18 protein-coding genes are annotated in these 18584 nt (G+C 63.4%); 7 read left to right on the top strand and 11 right to left on the bottom strand.

Translation table 11 applies throughout. From position 1 onward, the window contains the following. The 10 genes from V7116_RS25735 to V7116_RS07065 all read right to left on the bottom strand — a co-directional run. Positions 1 to 119, bottom strand: a 119-nt coding sequence (locus V7116_RS25735; RefSeq protein ID WP_442891788.1) for an SDR family NAD(P)-dependent oxidoreductase, incomplete at its 3' end; no start/stop codon positions are given. Beyond that, positions 116 to 904 (bottom strand): enoyl-CoA hydratase/isomerase family protein, encoded by a 789-nt coding sequence (locus tag V7116_RS07105; RefSeq protein WP_324391200.1) that lies wholly within the window; start codon positions 902 to 904, stop codon positions 116 to 118. The genes V7116_RS25735 and V7116_RS07105, both read right to left, overlap by 4 nt. Positions 905 to 906: 2 nt before the next feature. Beyond that, complete coding sequence (locus tag V7116_RS07100) at positions 907 to 2091, bottom strand: CaiB/BaiF CoA transferase family protein (RefSeq protein ID WP_324391199.1); 1185 nt, start codon at positions 2089 to 2091, stop codon at positions 907 to 909. 23 nt (positions 2092 to 2114) lie between these two features. Next, on the bottom strand, positions 2115 to 3050 hold the full coding sequence (locus tag V7116_RS07095) for an MBL fold metallo-hydrolase (RefSeq protein ID WP_324391198.1): 936 nt from the start codon (positions 3048 to 3050) through the stop codon (positions 2115 to 2117). Then, a complete protein-coding gene (locus V7116_RS07090; protein ID WP_324391197.1) occupies positions 3047 to 4207 on the bottom strand; it encodes a hypothetical protein in 1161 nt (386 codons plus the stop codon). The genes V7116_RS07095 and V7116_RS07090 overlap by 4 nt, the downstream gene beginning before the upstream one ends. A gap of 11 nt (positions 4208 to 4218) precedes the next feature. Then, positions 4219 to 5070 carry a carbohydrate ABC transporter permease gene (locus V7116_RS07085; RefSeq protein WP_324391196.1) on the bottom strand — a complete coding sequence of 284 codons (852 nt, stop codon included), beginning with the start codon at positions 5068 to 5070 and terminating at the stop codon, positions 4219 to 4221. After that, the gene (locus V7116_RS07080; RefSeq protein ID WP_324391195.1) at positions 5067 to 6002 is read right to left on the bottom strand and encodes a carbohydrate ABC transporter permease; all 936 of its coding nucleotides are present in this window, start codon (positions 6000 to 6002) and stop codon (positions 5067 to 5069) included. The genes V7116_RS07085 and V7116_RS07080 overlap by 4 nt, the downstream gene beginning before the upstream one ends. Before the next feature lie 71 nt (positions 6003 to 6073). After that, the gene (locus V7116_RS07075) at positions 6074 to 7309 is read right to left on the bottom strand and encodes an ABC transporter substrate-binding protein (protein ID WP_324391194.1); all 1236 of its coding nucleotides are present in this window, start codon (positions 7307 to 7309) and stop codon (positions 6074 to 6076) included. 124 nt (positions 7310 to 7433) lie between these two features. Further along, positions 7434 to 9131, bottom strand: coding sequence for a substrate-binding domain-containing protein (locus V7116_RS07070; protein ID WP_324391193.1), 1698 nt, complete (start codon positions 9129 to 9131; stop codon positions 7434 to 7436). 163 nt (positions 9132 to 9294) lie between these two features. Next, entirely contained in the window at positions 9295 to 10236 is a 942-nt protein-coding gene (locus tag V7116_RS07065; protein WP_324391192.1) for a hypothetical protein, read from the bottom strand. Between the two features lie 398 nt (positions 10237 to 10634). On the opposite strand from V7116_RS07065, the gene V7116_RS07060 reads away from it, so the two are divergent. The 7 genes from V7116_RS07060 (at position 10635) to V7116_RS07030 (ending at position 18074) form a co-directional block, all read left to right on the top strand. Then, positions 10635 to 12206, top strand: coding sequence for a peptide ABC transporter substrate-binding protein (locus V7116_RS07060; protein WP_324391191.1), 1572 nt, complete (start codon positions 10635 to 10637; stop codon positions 12204 to 12206). 88 nt (positions 12207 to 12294) lie between these two features. Continuing rightward, entirely contained in the window at positions 12295 to 13308 is a 1014-nt protein-coding gene (locus V7116_RS07055) for an ABC transporter permease (protein WP_324391190.1), read from the top strand. Between the two features lie 10 nt (positions 13309 to 13318). Next, a complete protein-coding gene (locus V7116_RS07050; RefSeq protein ID WP_324391189.1) occupies positions 13319 to 14386 on the top strand; it encodes an ABC transporter permease in 1068 nt (355 codons plus the stop codon). 234 nt (positions 14387 to 14620) lie between these two features. Then, complete coding sequence (locus tag V7116_RS07045; RefSeq protein WP_324391188.1) at positions 14621 to 14986, top strand: hypothetical protein; 366 nt, start codon at positions 14621 to 14623, stop codon at positions 14984 to 14986. Next, positions 14983 to 15930 (top strand): FAD:protein FMN transferase, encoded by a 948-nt coding sequence (locus V7116_RS07040; protein ID WP_324391187.1) that lies wholly within the window; start codon positions 14983 to 14985, stop codon positions 15928 to 15930. The genes V7116_RS07045 and V7116_RS07040 overlap by 4 nt, the downstream gene beginning before the upstream one ends. 24 nt (positions 15931 to 15954) lie before the next feature. Beyond that, complete coding sequence (locus V7116_RS07035) at positions 15955 to 17112, top strand: SH3 domain-containing protein (protein ID WP_324391186.1); 1158 nt, start codon at positions 15955 to 15957, stop codon at positions 17110 to 17112. Between the two features lie 263 nt (positions 17113 to 17375). Further along, a complete protein-coding gene (locus V7116_RS07030) occupies positions 17376 to 18074 on the top strand; it encodes a ferric reductase-like transmembrane domain-containing protein (protein ID WP_324391185.1) in 699 nt (232 codons plus the stop codon). Between the two features lie 144 nt (positions 18075 to 18218). Here the strand turns inward: V7116_RS07030 and V7116_RS07025 are convergent, their stop codons facing one another. After that, positions 18219 to 18524, bottom strand: a complete 306-nt coding sequence (locus V7116_RS07025; protein WP_324391184.1) for an NHLP leader peptide family RiPP precursor — start codon at positions 18522 to 18524, stop codon at positions 18219 to 18221. Between the last annotated feature and the right edge of the window lie 60 nt (positions 18525 to 18584).

The following is an 18584-nucleotide window of genomic DNA, read 5'->3' as shown; positions in this document are numbered from 1 at the left end:
ACGACAACGCGCGCGCCTTCGGCGGCCAGCGCCAGCGCCGACGCGCGCCCGATGCCCTGGCCCGCGCCCGTTACGATTGCGACTTTTCCATCCAGACGTCCCATTGTGATCTCCTCTATTCCCCCACGAAACGAGGATCGCGCTTTTCGACGAATGCGGCGATGCCTTCCTGCGCATCCCGGCTGTTGTAGAGCCGGAAGAGGACTTCCTGTTCGAGCGCCAGCCCGGTCGGCAGGGCCGCGTCCGGCCCGGTGCGGATCAGGCGCTTCATTTCGCGCGCGGCCAGCGGCGCGATGCGCAGCATGTAGCGCGCCTTGCTCAGCGCGGCGTCCAGCAGCGTGTCCGGCTCGACGACCTCCGCCGCCAGCCCTAATTCGTAGGCGCGCTGGCCGCTCAGACGTCGCCCGGAGAGCAGTACGTCTGCCGCGGCGTAACGGCCTACGGCGCGCGTCAGGCGCTGGGTGCCGCCGCCGCCCGGCGACAGGCCGAGCGTGCCTTCGGGCAGGCCCAGCCGCGCGGAGGTGCTCACCACGAGCACGTCGCAGCACAGCGCGATCTCGAAGCCGCCGCCGAGCGCGTAGCCGTTGATCGCGGCGATGGTCGGCTTGGGGAAGGCTTCCAGCCAGTCGAACAGGCGGCGGCTGTTGAGCTGGTAGCTCACGAAGGCGTCGAAGCCCTGCTGGCTGTATTCGGTGATGTCCGCCCCGGCGACGAAGGCCTTGCCGCCCGCGCCAGTCAGGATCGCGACACGCACGGCGGGGTCGCGCTCGATGGTTTGCAAGTGCGCCTCGAATTCGGCCAGCAGCGCCGTGCTGAGCGCGTTCATCTTCTCCGGGCGGTTGAAAGTCAGGACGGCAATCGCGCCGTCCACGAGATCGTAGGTGACGAGGGTTCCAGTCGCCATGCTCAGATCACCCCTTCCGCGTGGAACGTCTCGATCTGCTCCGGCGCGTACCCGGCGGCGCGCAGCACCTCGTCGGTATGCTCGCCGACCAGCGGCGGGCTGAGGCGGATCGTGCCCGGCGTCTCGCTGAAGCGCACTGGCATGCCGATCACTTTGATCGGGCCGAGTTCGGGGTGCTCGACGGTCTGGATCAGGTCGTTGTGCGCCACCTGCGGATCGTGCATGAGGTCTTCGAAGTCCTGCACTTTGGCGCACCACAGGTCGCGCGTGGCGAACAGCGCCAACCAGTGCTCGCTCGATTCGGTGCAGACGCGCGTCTCGATCAGCGGCTTGATCGTGTCGCGCTGGTCGTAGGCGGCGCGCGGATTGTCGTAGTCGGCCAGCTCCGGCAGGTCGAGCAGCTCGCCCAGCACGCTCAGGGAGTTCATCGAAATGGCGATGTAGCCGTCCGACGTGGCGTAAATGCCGAACGGCGCGGCCAGCCACGGGCTGCCGATGCCGGACGCGCTGCGCTCCCAGCGGGCAGGGGTGTTCATGAAGCTGGCGAGTTCCTGGCACTGCAGGGCGATGGCCGTGTTGAACAGGCTCACGTCCACGCGCTGACCCTCGCCGGTGCGCGCGCGGTGGAACAGGGCGGTCACGGTCGAAAAGGCCAGCATCAGCGCGGTGGTCGCATCCACGAACGACGTCGCGGTCGGGGTGGGCGGCTCGTTCGCGCGCCCGTTCTGCGCCGCGAGGCCCGACATCGACTGGATCAGCAGGTCCTGGCCGGGGCGCGTCACGTAGGGGCCAGTCGGGCCGTAGCCGCTGCCCGCGACGTAGACGATCGACGGGTTGACGCGCTTGAGATCCTCGTAGCCCAGGCCGAGCTTATCCATCACGCCGGGGCGGTAATTTTCGGTCACGACGTCGGCGTCCTTGACCAGCGCGTAGATGATCTCCTTGCCGCGCGGGTCTTTGAGATTGACCGTCACGCTGCGCTTGTTGCGGTTCATCGCCAGAAAGTAGGGGCTGACGCCGCCCAGAAGCTCGCCCATCGCGGGCAGGGTGCGCTCCCATTCGCCCACGCCGGGCCGCTCGATCTTGATGATGTCCGCGCCCATGTCGCCCAAAAACTGCGTGCCCCACGGCCCCAGCATCATCTGGGTGAAGTCCAGCACGCGGACGCCTTCGAGTGCGCTTTTCATAGCCGGTGGTTGCCTCCGTGTGATCAGCGTAAGGTGTAGTGGTCGGGTTCAGGTTCGCGCAGTAGACCGCGCGCCAGAAGATCCAACGCGTGGGCGTGGACCATGTTCAGCGCGCGGAACTCCTGCCGCCGCTCCATGTGACGGCAGGTGAATGCCCAGATCGCGCCCAGGGAGACGGGCGCGGATTGGCCCGCGACAAAACGCACGATCGTGCGCTCCACACTGTCGATGTAGTCGTGCGCGTGCGCGACCAGCGCGTCCGCCTCGGCGGGCGTCATCGGTGCGAAGTGCGCCGCCAAGATTCGCTGTACGTCCAGCTCGCGCACCAGCCGCCGGATCTTGTCCAGGCTGGCGCGGTAGCCGCCGACGGTCAGATGGCTGTGGAACTGCGGCCAGTCCAGGCCGGTGATCGCGTCGCCCAGGATCAGCGTGCGCGTGGAGGACTCGAACCAGCCGAGTTCGGCCAGCATGTGCCCTGGCAGGCTGAACGCGCGCAGCGTCACGCCGCCGCCCAGGTCGAACAGCACGCCCTCATCGACGTGCAGGTCGAGCGGGACCGGCGCGTCCAGAAACGAAAAGACCTCGTCGCGCAGCTCAGGTGTATCCGGCATGAGGCGCCGGAAGGGCCGCGCGAACTCCTGGTACTGCCGCTCGAAATCGGCGTGCCACGCGGCGTAGTAAGCCGGGGCGGCGATCAGGCAGCCCGTCGCGGCGCGAAGCTGCGCGTTGCAGCCGATGTGATCGTGGTGCGAGTGCGTGTGCAGCACGAAGCGCAGGTCCTGCGGAACGACCCCGGCGCGGTCCATCGTCGCTTGCAGCAGCGGGAACATGCTCTTTATGCCACTGTCGATCCAGGCGGCATAGGTCGCGCCCTTCACGAGATACACATACAGCGGCACGACCGGGTCGAGGTCGATGCGCGCCTGGAAGATGGGGCCGTCAAAGGTGAAGTCCGTCATGCCGTCTCCTCTCGTGTGGGGGCGTCGGGTTGGGCGCAGGTTTGCGCGTAGAGATCGGCCAGCGCGGCCATGCAGGCGCGCGGATCGGATCTCTCGCGCAAAAAGCGGTGGATCGTCTGCCCGGCTTGCGCCTGAAACGCCGGGAACCCGGCCAGTCGGGGCCGCACGTAGGCGGCGTGCAGGCCCGGATAGACCCGGCGGAAGAAGTCGTGCGTCAGGCGGTTGGCTGCGTCGTCCTGCCATGCCGCCGCGTTGCCCGGCTGACCGCCCGCTGCCACGACCCAGGTGCGCGCCGCCTCCACGCCGCACAGCCACGCGCCATACGCGCACGCTGCGGCGGGATGCGCGGTCGCGGCGGAGACGGCGAAACCCGCCCCGCCGAGGATCGCGCCCTTCACGCCCGGCACGGGGTCGAAGGTCAGGACGTGGCCGGGGGAGTCGTCGCGCGCGTAGGTCACGTAACAGTAGACCAGCGGACAGTACGCTATGTCGTCATGGTCGCGCATGTGGTCGAGCAGCGCGATCGGCGTCCAGTCGAGGCTGGCGGGATGCGCGATCCGGGCCAGGGCGCGCAGCAGGATCAGCGCGGCGATGCCCGTTTCCGCCGAGACGAAGCCGTCCGGCTCCGTCCCCAGCGGCTCGCCCAGGCCCGCGCACAACGTCTGCCAGCTGTCGCGGGCGTCGGTCGGTCCCAGCGGGACGGCCAGCCACAGGTCGTGCGCCCGCAGATCCGTGCCGAGCGAAAGCACGTCCTCCCACGTCTGCGGGAGCGGATCGGGCAGCAGGTCGGCGCGGCGCACGCTGGATTGGACCGCCGCGTCCAGGGCCAGCGCCCACTGGTGCCCGGCGTAGGCGTAACTGGCGTGGCTCGGCCCGGCGCTCTGCGCGGCGAGAGCGTCCAACTGCGCGGGCGGGAGGTGCTCGTCGAGCGGCAGCAGACAGTCCGCCTCCGCCGCCAGCGGGATGTGCGGGTGATCGAGGACCACAAGGTCATACGCGGCGGCGAGATCTTCCACGGACGCGTCGCCAAAGGCCGTCAGCGAGCGCACGTCCCACATCACGCGGACGCCCGACAGGGCCGCGTAGCGCCGGGCGCTTTCGGCCAGGGGCGCCGTGCTGCGGGGATGGTCCCAGGTGATGCCGCGCAACTCGATCATCGCCGCGCCCGTCAGCCTTTCGTAGCCCCGGCGGTCATCCCGGCGACGAAGTAGCGCTGCAGGAACATGAACAGCACGATCACCGGCACGGAGACCATGACGGAACTCGCCATCAGCTCGCCGTAGCGGATGCCATACTGCCCGATGAAGTCGTTCATGCCGATCGGCAGCGTGCGCATGCTGCGGCTGGAGGTGAACGCCAGCGCAAACAGGAATTCCTGCCATGTCACGACGATGATCCACACGCCCGTAGCGACGATGCCGGGGCGGGCCAGCGGGACCACCACGCGCACGAACGCCTGAAGGCGCGTCGCGCCGTCCACGGTGGCGGCTTCTTCCAAATCGAGCGGGATGTTCTCCATGAAGCTGCGTAACATCCAGATCGACACGGGCAGCGTCAGCGTCAGGTAGGCCAGGATCAGCGCGGGGTAGGTATCGAGCATGTGCAGGTCGCGCATGATCTTATAGATGGGGATGATCATGGCCGAGACGGGGAACATCTGGGCCAGGATGATCAGCACCAACAGTGCGCTGAGCGCCCGGATCTGGAAGCGGCTGAAACTGTATGCCGCCAGCAGGCCCACGCTGAGCGAGATGGTGGTGGTCGCCAGCGAGACGACGATGCTGTTCAGGAAATAGCGCCGGAACTCCGGGTAAAAGGCGTTCTGGTAATTTTCGAGCGTCGGGTGATCGGGCCAGAGCCGCGCCGGGATCGCAAACGGTTCGTTCGCCGGTTTGATCGAGACGCTGAACATCCAGAAGAACGGCAGCAGGACGATCAGCGCCAGCAGAATTTCCAGCGCGATCAGCGTGATGTTGCGCACGAGGCGCTGGCGGGGACGCTGGTAGGCCGCAACGCTCATGATGCCCTCCCGCGAATGCTCTCGCGCAGTTCGTACAGGTACAGCAGCGCGAAGACGGACAGGATCAGCACCGCCACGACGCCGTAGGCCGCCGCATCACCGAACTTGAACTTGCCGAAGCCGTATTCGTAGATGATGGTCGGGAAGATGTGCGTGCTGTCCAGCGGGCCGCCGCGCGTGGTGACCCAGATCATGTCGAAGTAATTAAAGGTGAACACGGTCGTCAGCAGCAGGTTGAGGCGGATGATCCCAGAAATGGAGGGAATCACCACGCGGAAGAAGCGCTGCACGGCGTTCGCGCCGTCGATCTGCGCCGCTTCGATCTGCTGCTGGTCCACGCCTTGCAGCGCGGCGAGGTAAATCACGGTCGAGAAGGGGAAGCCCTTCCACACGGCGGCGACAATCACCGCGACCATCGCCATGCCCGGCTCGGCCAGCCACGCCGTTTTTTGCGTTGTGACGCCGAGGCTGATCAGGATCGAGTTGATCAGGCCCAACTGGGGATCGTACATGAAGCGCCACAGCAGCGCCGCCACGATGCCCGGCAGCACCCACGGCAGCAGCACGATGCCGCGCATCAGGCTCTTGCCCGGCAGGTTCTGGTTGAGCAGCAGCGCGGTCAGCACGCCGAAGACGTTTTGGAACAGGACGACGGAGATGGTCCACACCAGCGAGTTCTGTACGATCTGCCAGAAATCGCTGTCGTGCAGCATGTCGCTGTAGCGCTGCAAGCCGATGTATTCGGGCGTCGGGTTGAGGAACGATGTCGAAAACAGGCTTTCGTAAAACGTGCGGATCATGGGATAGTACATCAGCGTGAGCACCAGCACAGCGGCGGGCAGCACGAACAAAATCGCCAGACCGAGACCGTGTGTTTCTTTGCGCTGAGGTGAGCTGCGTTTGGCGGTGTGAACCCTGATTTGAGCGGCCATCGATTGCATCCTTAAGGCGAAGGACCGCCCGCCAGTAGGGGAGACGGGCGATCCTCGCGCTCAGCGGCGGACTAGCCGAGATCGTTGATCTGCGAGCAGGCGTCGGCCACGGCATCTTCGACGGCGGCGCCGCTGAAGATGGATTGGATCATCTGCTGTTCGATGTCGGACAGCTCAAGGTAGTTGGGCGACAGCGGGCGCGGCTGGGCGTTGTTCAGGTGCTCCAGGATCATGTCAGCGCCTTCGCGGTTTTCCGCGAGGAAGGACTGCGCCGCTTCGATATTGGCGGGGATGAGGTCCACAACCTTGCCGTTGACGTCCTTGCTGGTCAGGAACTCGATGAACTTCCAGGCTTCTTCCTTGTGCTGCGACTGATCGTAGATCACGAGGTTCCAGCCGCCGTACGTGCCGACCGGGGTCTTGCCTTCGGGCGCGGTTCCGGCCACGAAGCCCCAATCGAGCTCGCTGCTCTGGAGGGTGGGCTGCTCAAGCGCGGGCCACCATTCGATGCCGACCGAGCCGTTCAGGAAGAGCTGGCGGATGTCTTCGTTTTTGGTGTTCAGCAGGCCCTCGGGGGCGTAGGGGATGAGGCTCACGAGGTAGTTGAGCGCTTCCACCGATTCCGGCTCGTCCAGCGCGCAGGAGCCGTCTTCGTGCAGCACTGCGCCGCCGTTGGAGAAGATGAACGAGTCCACAACCACGACGATGCTTTCGTTCGGGAAGCCGAACAGACCCACGCCGTACTGCCCGGCGTCGGGATCGGTCAGGGCTTCGGCGGCGGCTTTCAGGCCGTCCCAGGTGGTGATGCTTTCGGGATCGACGCCAGCGGCCTCGAACAGCGCCTTGTTATAGAAGCTGAACTGCCAGACGTCCACGTTGAAGGGGATGCCCCACACCTGGTTGTCCCACATGGCCGACTGCCACGCACCGGGGAAGAATGCGTCTTCTGCAACCGTTTCAGAGTTTGCTATATAATCGTCCAGGGGCATGACCGCACCGGCGACAGCGAATGCAGGGTTCCAAATCTGGTCCACTGTCGAGATATCGGGCGCATTGCCCCCTTGCACTGCCAGGATCAGGCGGTCCTGGTATTCGGTGTAGGGCACGGTGACCACGTCAATTTTGATGTTCGGGTAGGCCGCTTCAAACTCGTCCACGGCGGCCTGCTGGTAGGCGCTCAGCCCCGATTCGGTCTGCTGGTTGTCCCAAAACGTGAGGGTCACGACATCGTCACCCTGCGCGCCGACGTTCCCAAGCACCGGGATGGCGAGGATCACGATCAACAGCATCAAGCCAATACGTTTCATTTGAGAATCCTTTCAAGCAAAATCGAAGAACTAATCTATGCGTGCGCTGTTCCACGGACGAGATGGTTTGGAACGGCCTCCTCTCTTGCACTCGGCATTGAACGGGCTGCGGGGTGGCGCTGCGTCAGGAATGGGTGGGTTGACCCGCAATAATGATTTTTATGCCCTGCTGCGAGAATTCGAGGCTTTGTGACGCCCGAATGCCCGCATCGGTAATGAGCGTGTCGATGCGATCGATGCCGTCTACATGGAACTTGGCATCCGTGTCGATGACGGTGTGATCGGCCAGCACGACGACTTCGCGCGCGGCCTGGATCATGGTGCGGCGGATGTCGGCTTCGGCTTCGGTAATGGACGAGATGCCAAAGGCGCTGGACAGACCGCCCGCGACTAAAAATACTTTGTCGGCGTGCATCTGCTTGAGCAGCAGCCGCGCGCCGCGCCCGACCAGCGCCTGCGCGTCGCGGTCGAGGCTGCCGCCGGTCAACACGAGGTCGATGTTGGAATCGGGCTGGAGCAGCTTGCAGACGTCGATGGAGTTGGTGACGACGGTCAGGTTCTGGCGCGCGGCGAGGTAACAGGCCATGTCGGACGTGGCCGTGCCGGTGTCGAGGATGATCGTCTCGCCATCGTTGACGTAATCGGCGGCGGCCTTGCCGATCAGGCAGCGCAGGTCGCGGATCTCCGCTTTGACGTTTTCGTTGACATCCACCGCCGAAAAGACAATGCCGAGCGCATCCGCGCGGCGCTTCATGGCGCGCGCGAGATTCTGGTACCACTCGTGGGTGGGGTAGTGGACCACAAACGAGAGCTGGTGCTGGGGAACCGCCGCGCGGGGTTCCAGCCAGACCGGATCGACCAGGGCGGCGAGGTGGTCGGTGTCGAAGATCCAGGCGTTTTCGTCGTTGTAGTAATACGCCGTCAGCGTGTCCGCCGTAAGCAGCGCGCGGGGCGTGATCACCTCGTCGCCAAGCTGCTCACCCGACCACAGCCGCGCGACCAGCTCCACGCCCACGTAGCCGACGATCTCCGGGAACAGCGCCATGCACGCCTTAAGCGGGCTGCCCGGCTGCTGAAGCGCGTTGAACAGCGTCGAGCCTTCGCCGCCGACGTTGACCGCGATCAGGTTTTCCACGTCGTAGCGCAGGCCGCGATAGGCCTGGATGCCCGCCAGGATCGAGTCGTCGTTGATGGCAAAAATCACGTTGGTGTGCGGGTGAAGGCGCAGGACATCGGTAGCGATGCGGTAGACCTCGCTGTAGATGCCGCGCCCGTCTACGGTCAGGATGTGAGCCTCGTCGCCCAGAACGTCGCGTACGCCCGCCGTGAAACCGTCGGTGCGGGCTTTGGTGTTGGCGAGGCCGTACTGCGAGATGCACAGAATGTGCGCCTCGCCGCCGACGTGCTCGCGGAAGTACGCGCCGGTCCACACGCCCAACTCGTACCCGGCCTGATAGTTGTCCGGCCCCAGGTAGACTGCGCCGGACTGCGGGGACGATTCGGCAATGAAAGGGATCTGGTTGCGGATGGCGCGCTCGCGGATGGTGTGGGCGGTGTTGTTCTGGACCGGGGCGAGGATCAGCGCGTCGGGGGCCAGATCTTCGTGCTCGGCCAGCGCGCCGGAAATCTCGGCGTCGCCTTCGGACAGCTTGACCGCGCCGCCGTAGGTGCGGCGCAGCATGCCCATCGCATCGAGGCGGGCGAGATCGCGCCGGATGGTCATCTCGGTGACGTCGCACGCTTGAGCCAGCTCGCGCACCGTTGCTATGCCGTGGTCGTTGACTCGGGAAAGGATGATGTTATCGCGTTCGCTGGGGATCATGTTCGTAAATGTTCGACTTTGTTGTTAAAGGAACTCTTATGTGTTCATAATAGAACAATTATGAACGAGAGTCAATCAAGTCGAAATTATTCAAACACCGGTTTGACTATTGGTGCCAGGAGAGGCTGTAGCTATGGGGTATATAGAGAATGGTGCGGATCGATCAATGGGAGATGAGCCGCCGCAGGGGATGTTCCAGCCCGCCCTCGCCTGCTTCGGAACGGGCGCGCTGAACGGTATAGCGCCAGACGGCCCGGATCAGCAGTTCGCGCACGGCCAGCGTGAGCGCGATATACACGACGGCGCGGGCCATATCGAGCTGCATGATGTAACTGGGCATCGGCCCCAGGGTGATCAGGGTCAGCAGGGTGGTGCTGTTTGTGAAATCGATGCTGCCGGGCTGGACGAGCAGCACCAGCCCGGTGGTGACGATCTCAAGCGCCCAGATGGCGGCGGTGGCGATGCTGGCGCCAATGATCGAGGCGGGCACGGACGTGGAAGACGCGCCCGCGGCCAGCGCCGAGGTGATGATCAGGACGTACTGCTGCGCGCGGTCGACAATGTAGATGAACGCGGTAACCGTGGGCAGCGTCAGCAGCACGCCGCACAGCAGCGTCGTCGGCCAGTTGGGGGTGAGGCCGCGCCCGGTGGGCAGCAGCGCCAGACTGCCCAGCCCGACCCCGATCGCAGCCGTTCCCAGCAGGATGATCATCACCGAAAGCAGGTTTCTGATCCACGCCAGCGCCCCGGCGGCCTTGTTGATCAGCACTTCTTCGACGCCATCGGGAATGACCATCAGCAGCGGCCAGTTGAGGCTGACGCGCTCCCGCGCGATGATGGGGCCAAGCGTCAGGCCGGTGGCGGCCATCAAGACGATCAGAGGCGGGACGAGCAGAAACAGCAGGTTGTTCACGTATAACATGCCCAGAATGCAGGCCAGCCCGCCCAGCGATCCCAGGCCGACGCGCAGGACGGAAATGCGGTTGACGTGCTGGGCGGCGGCGTACCACACGGGGTAACACTCGATTTCGCGGAGATAGACCGGATTGTCGATCGCTTCGCCTGCGATGTTGATGCGCTTGAACAGCTTCCACGTCAGCATCATTCTTGTCTGCGCTCCGCGGCATCCCCGCCCAGTAAAATGGTGAGCTTTCAACATTATCTATGGTAATACGTGTGGGCCGTGTGAATTGATCGATCGCTGTTTTTGACAGACCAATATTACGCCGTCGTTACGTATAAGATAAAGCCAGGCAGGGCATAACAGCACGCCTTCTCCAAGATCCAGCGTTGGAAATCATCCTTGATGAACGCCATCCTGTAACTGATAATAATGCTGCAAATTAACGTATAATGATTTCAACCCCTAGTGTTGGCGCGACATACGCCAAGGAGAAGAGACACATGCATTCGCGCTTCAAATCAGTTTTAGTAGTTTGTGCGCTCATCGTAGCAGTGCTGGGAAGCAGCATTGGCCTCACCAGCGCCCAGGATATTAAGGTTTTGCACACCGCGTATCTGCCCGGTGACGTCATCCTCGACCCCTCGCTGGCGACCTGGAATAACGAAATCCAGATCATCAATCAGACGTACCCCGGCCTGACCACCTTCGACGAGAACACGGTTGAAATTCAGCCCGGTCTCGCCACCGACTGGTCCGTTTCTGACGATGGCCTGACCTATACCTTTAACCTGATGCACGATGTGCCGTGGGTGACCTACGATGCCTCCGCCGGTGAAGTGGTCCAGATCATGGACGAATCCGGCGCGCCGCGTGTCGTGACCGCTCAGGACGTGGTCTACGGCGTCACCCGCACCTTCGATCCGGCGACCGGCTCGCAGTACGCGGGCGTGCTCGCGCCCTGGATCGTCGGTGGTGAAGCCGCCCTGGCCGGTGAAGCGACCGAACTCGGTGTCGCCGCGGTGGACGACTACACCCTGACCTTCACCTCGCCGAAGGCCGCCAGCTTCCTGCCCATGATCTACGGCATGTGGATGTCCCGTCCCGAGCCGCAGTGGGCGATCGAAGAATACGGCGATGCCTGGACCGAAGCCGGCAGCTACCCGAGCTACGGTGCGTTCGCGCTGAAGGAATGGGAACATGACGTTCAGGTGACCCTGGTCAAGAACCCGTTCTGGCCCGCGACCGAAACCCTGCCCGAGCCGAAGCTGGACGAAGTCGTCTTCACGTACCTGGAAGAACCGGCGATGCTGGCCGCTTACGAGGCCGGTGAGCTGGACTGGATCCCGACCATCCCGCTGTCGGACCTGCCCCGCCTCCAGGCGCAGTACCCGGATGACCTGCACATCGGCCCGGACACCTGCACCTACTACTATGGCTTCAACACCGAAATCGCCCCGACGGACAACGTCCACATGCGCCGCGCGCTGTCGATGGCGATTGACCGTGCCACCATCGTCCAGATCACCGCGGGTGGTCAGATTCCCGCTGGCTTCTTCACCCGTCCTGACGTCGCCGCTGGCCCGAGCCAGGAAGACTATCCTGACCTCGCGATCCACAGCGATGTTGATGGCGCGAAGGCCGAACTGCAGGCTTATCTGGATGAGACCGGCCAGACTCTGGAAGACATCCCGTCCATCACCCTGATGCACAACACCTCCTCCGCGCACGCGACCATCGCGCAGGCCGTCCAGCAGATGTGGAAAGACACGCTGGGCATCGACGTTCAGATCTCCGCGCAGGACGCGCAGACCTACAACGAGACCCTGCGCCGTGACGCGCCGAACGTGTGGCGTTTGGGCTGGTGCTATGACTACCCGGATGCGAACAGCTTCATCAACGACGTGTATCGCACCAAGGGTCCCGATAGCAACAACCACACCGGTTGGGGCACGGATGAATTCTACGCGCTGCTCGACGAAGCTGGCGTGACCGAGGATGTTGCGGCCCGTACGGAACTGTACGCGCAAGCCGAATACATGCTCGTGAACGAGAGCGCCGCCATCGCGCCCATCTACTACTACACCTCGCAGCAGATGACCAAGCCCTCCGTGGAGCGGTCCTACGCTGTGAACCGTATCGAGCGCCTGGACAAGTGGGACATCGCCCAGTAGCGTTTGCCAGATGTTAGTTTTGGGGAGCGCACGTGCATCCACGTGCGCTCCCCTGTCTGAAGAAGAGCTGGAGATCTAAGGGTCAAACATGGGACAGTACGCCGTCAGACGCTTCTTATACTTGTTGATGGTTTTGCTGGTCGTCTCAGCGATTACCTTTTTCATTATGCACCAGATCCCTGGGGGGCCGTTCAGCACTGAAAAGAAGCTGAACCCGACCGTGCTGCAAAACCTCAACCAGAAATACCACCTCGACGATCCGCTGCCGACCCAGTACGCGGACTACATGGTTGATATTTTCATCCCGCGCGTCACGTCCCAGGAAAAGGTATTTTCGGTTACCGATGATTATCTCGTGAACATCAACCTGCCGTTGGTGGACGACGCGGCGCTGCGCTGGATTAACTTCGGCCCGTCCTATAAGTCGCCTACTCTGAGCGTGAACGACATCGTGCGGGACCACCTGCCCGTGTCGGCTCAGTTGGGCGTGCTGGCGCTGCTGGTGGCGATGATCATCGGCATTCCGCTGGGCATCCTCGCGGCACTGCGCAAGAACACGACGGTGGACTATATCAGCATGGGCACAGCGATCCTCGGCGTGTCGGTGCCGGTGATCGTGCTGGGGCCAACGCTCAAGTACATTTTCGCCGTCGAGCTGGGCTGGGTCCCCACGTCCGGGTGGGGGGACTTCGACCAGATGATTCTGCCCGCGTTCGCGCTGGGCTTCGCACAATCGGCGCTGCTGGCCCGCCTGACGCGCGCCAGCCTGCTCCAGGTGCTCAACGAAGACTATATCCGCACCGCCTATGCCAAGGGGCTGCGCCAGCGCCGCGTGGTGATCGTCCACGCGATGAAGAACGCGATGATTCCGGTGATGACCATCATCGGGCCGCTGTTCGCCGCGCTGATTACCGGGACATTCGTCACCGAGCGCGTATTCGGTATTCCCGGTCTTGGCTCCTATTTCGTCACCAGCATCACCAACCGCGACTATTCCGTGATCATGGGGACAACCCTCATCTTCGCGTTTTTCATCGTCGTTGCGAATTTCCTGGTGGATCTCACGTACGCATGGCTGGATCCGCGCATCCGCCTGAGTTAGGATAACAACCATGTCAGCTGTCGATGTGACCCCTCAGGAACAGACCGCTAGCAGCGCAAGCGGCGTCATGCAGCTTGGCGGTAGGGCCCAGCAGAGCCACAGCCCGTGGATGGACGCGTGGCGCAGACTGCGGCGCAACCGAGCCGCGCTGGTCGGTTTCGTGATCATTATTTTGAATATTCTGGCGGCGATCTTCGCGCCGCAGGTCGCCCCCCATAATTACACGGATCAGAACTATCTGGCGTTGAACTCCGCGCCGTCATGGATCGTGGATATCTTCCCCAAGATGAAGCCGCTGGAGGAACAGCCGGGCGGCTACGTCAACGTCAACGACGACTATATTCTGGGCACGGATAATCTGGGCCGCGACCTGTTAAGCCGCATCATTTATGGGGCGCGTATTTCGCTGTCGGTGGCGTTCATCGGTCCATTCTTCAGCCTGCTGGTAGGAACGATCTTCGGCATGGTCTCAGGCTATGTCGGGGGGCAAGTCGATAACTTGATGATGCGAATCGTGGACATCATGTATGCCTTCCCGACCCTGCTGTTGGTCATCTTGCTGATGGCGTTCTTCCGCGCCAGCTTCAACGAGGGCGACCAAGGCACGCTGGCGTACAAGATGAACCAACTGGACGCCGCATTCGGCGGCATGTTCTTCATCTTCATCGGCATCGGCCTGACGTCGTGGATGGACACGGCACGCCTTGCGCGCGCACAGGTGCTGTCGATCCGCGAGAAGGAATATATCGAAGCGGCGGTGTCTATCGGATCGCGGAACAGCACGATCATTTTCCGCCACATCCTGCCCAACATCCTGGGGCCGATCGTCGTCGCGGAAAGTCTGGCAATCCCAAGATACATATCCTTCGAGGCATTCCTCAGCTTTATTGGACTCGGCGTCAACCCACCGCGTCCAAGCTGGGGCGCGATGATCTCGGACGGCTCGAACGCGCTGATCAGCTATCCCAATCAGGCGATCTTCCCGGCGCTGGCGCTGTTCTTCATCATGTTCGCGTTCAACTTCATGGGCGACGGTTTGCGCGACGCGCTCGATCCGCACGCCAACAAGCGGGTCTAATCCGCGCGCAGCGGCGTACCACACGCCCGCTCACTGTTAAATCACGACACCCGCAGGCTGCCGCTTGCGGGTGTTTTTTTGCCTTCACACGGCGGCATGGGCGGGTGAGCTTCCTCTCAGCGATCGCTTGTTTTTGCGGATTTAAGCTGGATTTAACAAGATTTGAGTTTCGTTTAAGACAGTAATTGAGCTTTGCGCTTATCCTTTGAACATCACACGAAGGAGCGCAGACTCATGGCATCGAATAACAAGCTCACAACCTCCAAGCGATTTCTCGTCCGGCTTTCCCTCGTTACGGGCAGCACCATGGCCACGATCATCGGCGCGCAAAGTCTGGCGTCGCTGGATGTGCAGCCCACCGGCCAGACTGCCGTCGAAGCGGCGCTGCCGGTCGATACGAGCACTGCCGCAGAGGTCGCCCCGACGATCACGATCATCCGGCACGACGGGGACGACGATGTGTTATCCGTCGATGAAGACGACACCGCCTCTGCCGTCACCATCGCGCCGCCAAGCCCGGTGCAGGTCGTGCCGTCGAACACGTCCTCATCGTCATCATCCCAGTTCTTTGTCCAGCCGCGCACAAGGTCGTCACGATGAACGCGCAGCAGTACGTCTTTTCATTCCGCGCGATGGGATCGGAATTTAACGTCTGGGTGGAAACCGAGGGCGACGGCCCCACGATCGTGCGGCAGGTTCCCGCGTGGGTCGAGGAGATCGAAGCGCGCCTGACGCGCTTCCGCCCGCAGAGCGAACTCAACGCGTTGAACGCACGCAGCGGGCAGTGGGTGACGGTCAGCGACGTCCTGTACCGAGCGATCGAAAAGGCGCTACATGCCGCCGCGCTGACGGACGGGCTGTACAACCCGCTGATCCTGCCCGCACTGGTCGCGGCGGGGTATACGCGCAGCTTCGATGAAATCCGGGCGGGAGCGGCTGTCGAGGACTCCGCCTCGGAGCAGCCGGTGATCGTGCCCGACTGGCGCAGCGTCGCACTCGCGCCCAAGCGCCGGGCGGTGCGCCTTCCGGCTGGGGCGCAGATCGACCTGGGTGGCACGGCGAAGGGCTGGACGGCGGAACTGATCGCCAACCGGCTGGCGGCGTATGGACCGTGTCTGGTGGACGCGGGAGGGGATCTGGTGGCGCGCGGCACACCGCAGAACCAGCCCGGCTGGGTCGTGGCCGTCGCAGAGCCGGGGGCAGCGGACGATACACCGCCGATCCTGTCCGTCGCGCTGGCCGATCAGGCCGTCGCCACGACCGGGATCGACTACCGGCGCTGGCGGCAGGGCGGCAAGCTCCAGCATCACATCATCGATCCGCGCACGGGGCAGCCCGCGCAGACGGACGTTCAATCGGTCACGGTGATCTGCCCGACGGCGACAGCTGCCGAAGCGTACGCGAAAGCGATCCTGCTGTTGGGCAGCGAAGCCGGTCTGGAATGGGTCAACCAACAGCCCCAACACGCCGCATTGGTCGTGCGGACCACTGGGGCGGTCGTCGCCACACAGGACTTCATGTCGCATACCGTGGCGCTGGCATAGATGCTCGTAGATGGAGGGAAAACGATGAAACGGACTGCTCTATTGTTTGCAACGATGGTCGGGATGCTGCTGACCGCCGGGCCCGCGCTGGCGCAGAGCGGGCAGGACTACATCGCGCTGACCGACAGCGCCCCCAGCATCGACGTGGTGGTGGCGCAGACGCCGGGCACCACGGGCGTGGTCGGGCTGGAGATGGTCGAAGCAGCGGTGCTCGTGCTGGATGCGGACGGCCTGCCCGTGTTCCAGACGTCGGACAGCCGCGTGCACCAACTCGAACTGCGGCTCGCGCCCACCGCGGATACCTATACGCTCTCGGCGGAGCGCCTCGCAGATGCGTCGCAAGCGTACGTACGCGTGACGTCGCAGCCCAGCCTGTCCGAGCCGGATCTGACGCTGGCGATCAGCCAGGCGCAGCAGCCGCTCACTATGTACCAGACGACTGACGTGAGGCTGGACGCAAGCACGCCGACCCAGGTGATCGATGTGACGATCCCGGACGGGACGACCGGCACGGTCGAGGTGTCGTTTCCCGGCGCGGTGATCGGTGTGGACGTGACGGATAACGCGGGCCAGATCGTCGCGTCGCTGGGCGCGAGCGCGATCGACGGCATGTCGCTCGTGCTCGATGGCGGCACGTACCGCCTGATGCTGGTGACGCCGCAGATCGAACAGGCGGTCACCGCGAACGTCCGCGTGATGAATGCGCTGCCGTCGTCGCTGGATGGCATGGCGCTCGCGTCCGAAACGCAGGCGAACATTCCGGCTGACACGCAGGTCGTGACCGACACGAGCGCGGCGGCAGCCGATACCAACAGCATCTGCGTCTTCTCGGTGGGCGCGACCGCGGTCAATCTGCGCAGCGGCCCCGGCGAGGGCTACAGCGTGCTCGGCTTTGGCTTCAACGGCGACCGGTTCCAGGTGGGCGGCACCAATACCGACGGCACCTGGGTGCTGGTTGGGGCGGCGGATGGCAGCTCGGCGTGGGCTTCCGGTGATACGGGAATGCTGCTGGGCGACTGCCAGGGACTCGCGGTGTACGATATCCCGTCGCTGAGCGCTCCCGATACGCAGGTTGCCATCGAGCAGCCCGCCAGCCCGTGGCGCTTCGAGGACGACGACGATCACGAGGGGTTCGAGGATCACGAAGGTTACGAGGAACACGGCTTCGAGCACGACGACTAGGGGCTGTTATGAACTTATAGCCCCCCATCCCCTGACCCCTTCCCTCACGCAAGCGGAGGGAAGGGGAAACACCCCCACATAACATATGTGGCGCGGGGATCCCGGCAATAACGGACGGAGCAAGCCCCGCCCTACGGATCGCGGGATGGTGAACGCGTGCGAAACCAGTTCTCTCGCTCAAAAAGTACGTGACGGCGGATTTATCATCGGACTGATGGCGGCGTGTAATCACCCGCATACCTTGCTCACGAGGACAACGGCTCATGGAACGCTCTTCGACCTTGATGGATATTCTGTCCATTCTCCTCAGCGTGCTCGTCCTGGCGCTGGCTGGGGTCTGGCTGTGGAACAGTAACGTATTCGACACGTCGCTGCTGAACAGCGGTAACCTGACGTGGTACCTGATCCGCGCGTCCGGCACGACGGCATTCACCTTGCTGACGCTCTCGGTGCTGTGGGGATTGGCGATCAGCAGCGGCGTGGTGAAAAACTGGTCGCCCGGCCCGCTGACGATGCTGCTGCACGCGTCGCTGTCGTGGCTGGCGCTGGGGTTCGCGCTGGGGCACGGTTTGCTGCTGCTGGCCGACAGCTATTTCAGCTATCGCCTTTCGGACCTTCTGGTCCCGTTTACCGGGCCGTATCGCCCGGCGGCGACCGGGGCGGGCATCCTGGCGTTCTGGATGCTGGTGGTCATCACGCCCAGCTTCGCGCTCAAGAAGCGGCTGATGAGCCACCGGGCGTGGAAGCTGCTGCACTACACCAGCTACATCGCGTTTGTGCTGGCGGCAGCGCACGGCCTGACGGCGGGCACAGACGGGGGCAAGCTGGGGTTCCAGATCCTGTTTGGGGCCAGTTTGCTGGTGAGCGCGGTGCTGTTGTGGTACCGCATCAAGATCAAGCAGCGCCCCAATCCGCGCGCCGTCAGGTCTGCTCAGGGAGCCGCGCTGCCGGGCCGCTCGTAGAGGCGTTGCGGGGCGCGCCGCCCGCGCTCAGACCTGGGAATCCCCCACAAAAAACACGGACCAGCCGTTGCAAGCTGGTCCGTGTTGTTGTGCCATGCGGCGACGACGCGTGAGGGCTGCGAAACTGGCAGCCGCTGGGAGCGTCTACTTCTGGTCGTCTATGTTGTCGTCGTCCTGCACGAAGAACGCATCAGACTTCTTGGAGGCCGCGTCGTCATCGTCCTGTACAAAGAAGGCGTCCGGTTGTGCTTTGTCGGCATCGGCGTAGGGAAGGACTAAGTGGATGGTAGATGGCGTTTGCTCGTGTACAATATACTCGACGCCTTCGGGCAGTTTGATCCCGGTAAACCCTTCAATCGCTTCGCGGGGGCTGCTAAGAAGTTGTTTCTTAAATTCGGGATCTTCTTGTGCTTTCTGAACAATGCTTGACCATTTGATGCCGTTTGCCATTGGGAACTCCTTTTGCGAGGCGCTTGCAGACCGCTCCTTAATGATACGGAGCGAAAGAGC

Source organism: Aggregatilinea sp. (assembly GCF_036822615.1).
In the GTDB taxonomy this organism is placed as follows: domain Bacteria; phylum Chloroflexota; class Anaerolineae; order Aggregatilineales; family Aggregatilineaceae; genus Aggregatilinea.
The sequence above is the reverse complement of the archived record's forward strand: the minus strand, read 5'-3'. Positions and strand labels throughout refer to the sequence as shown.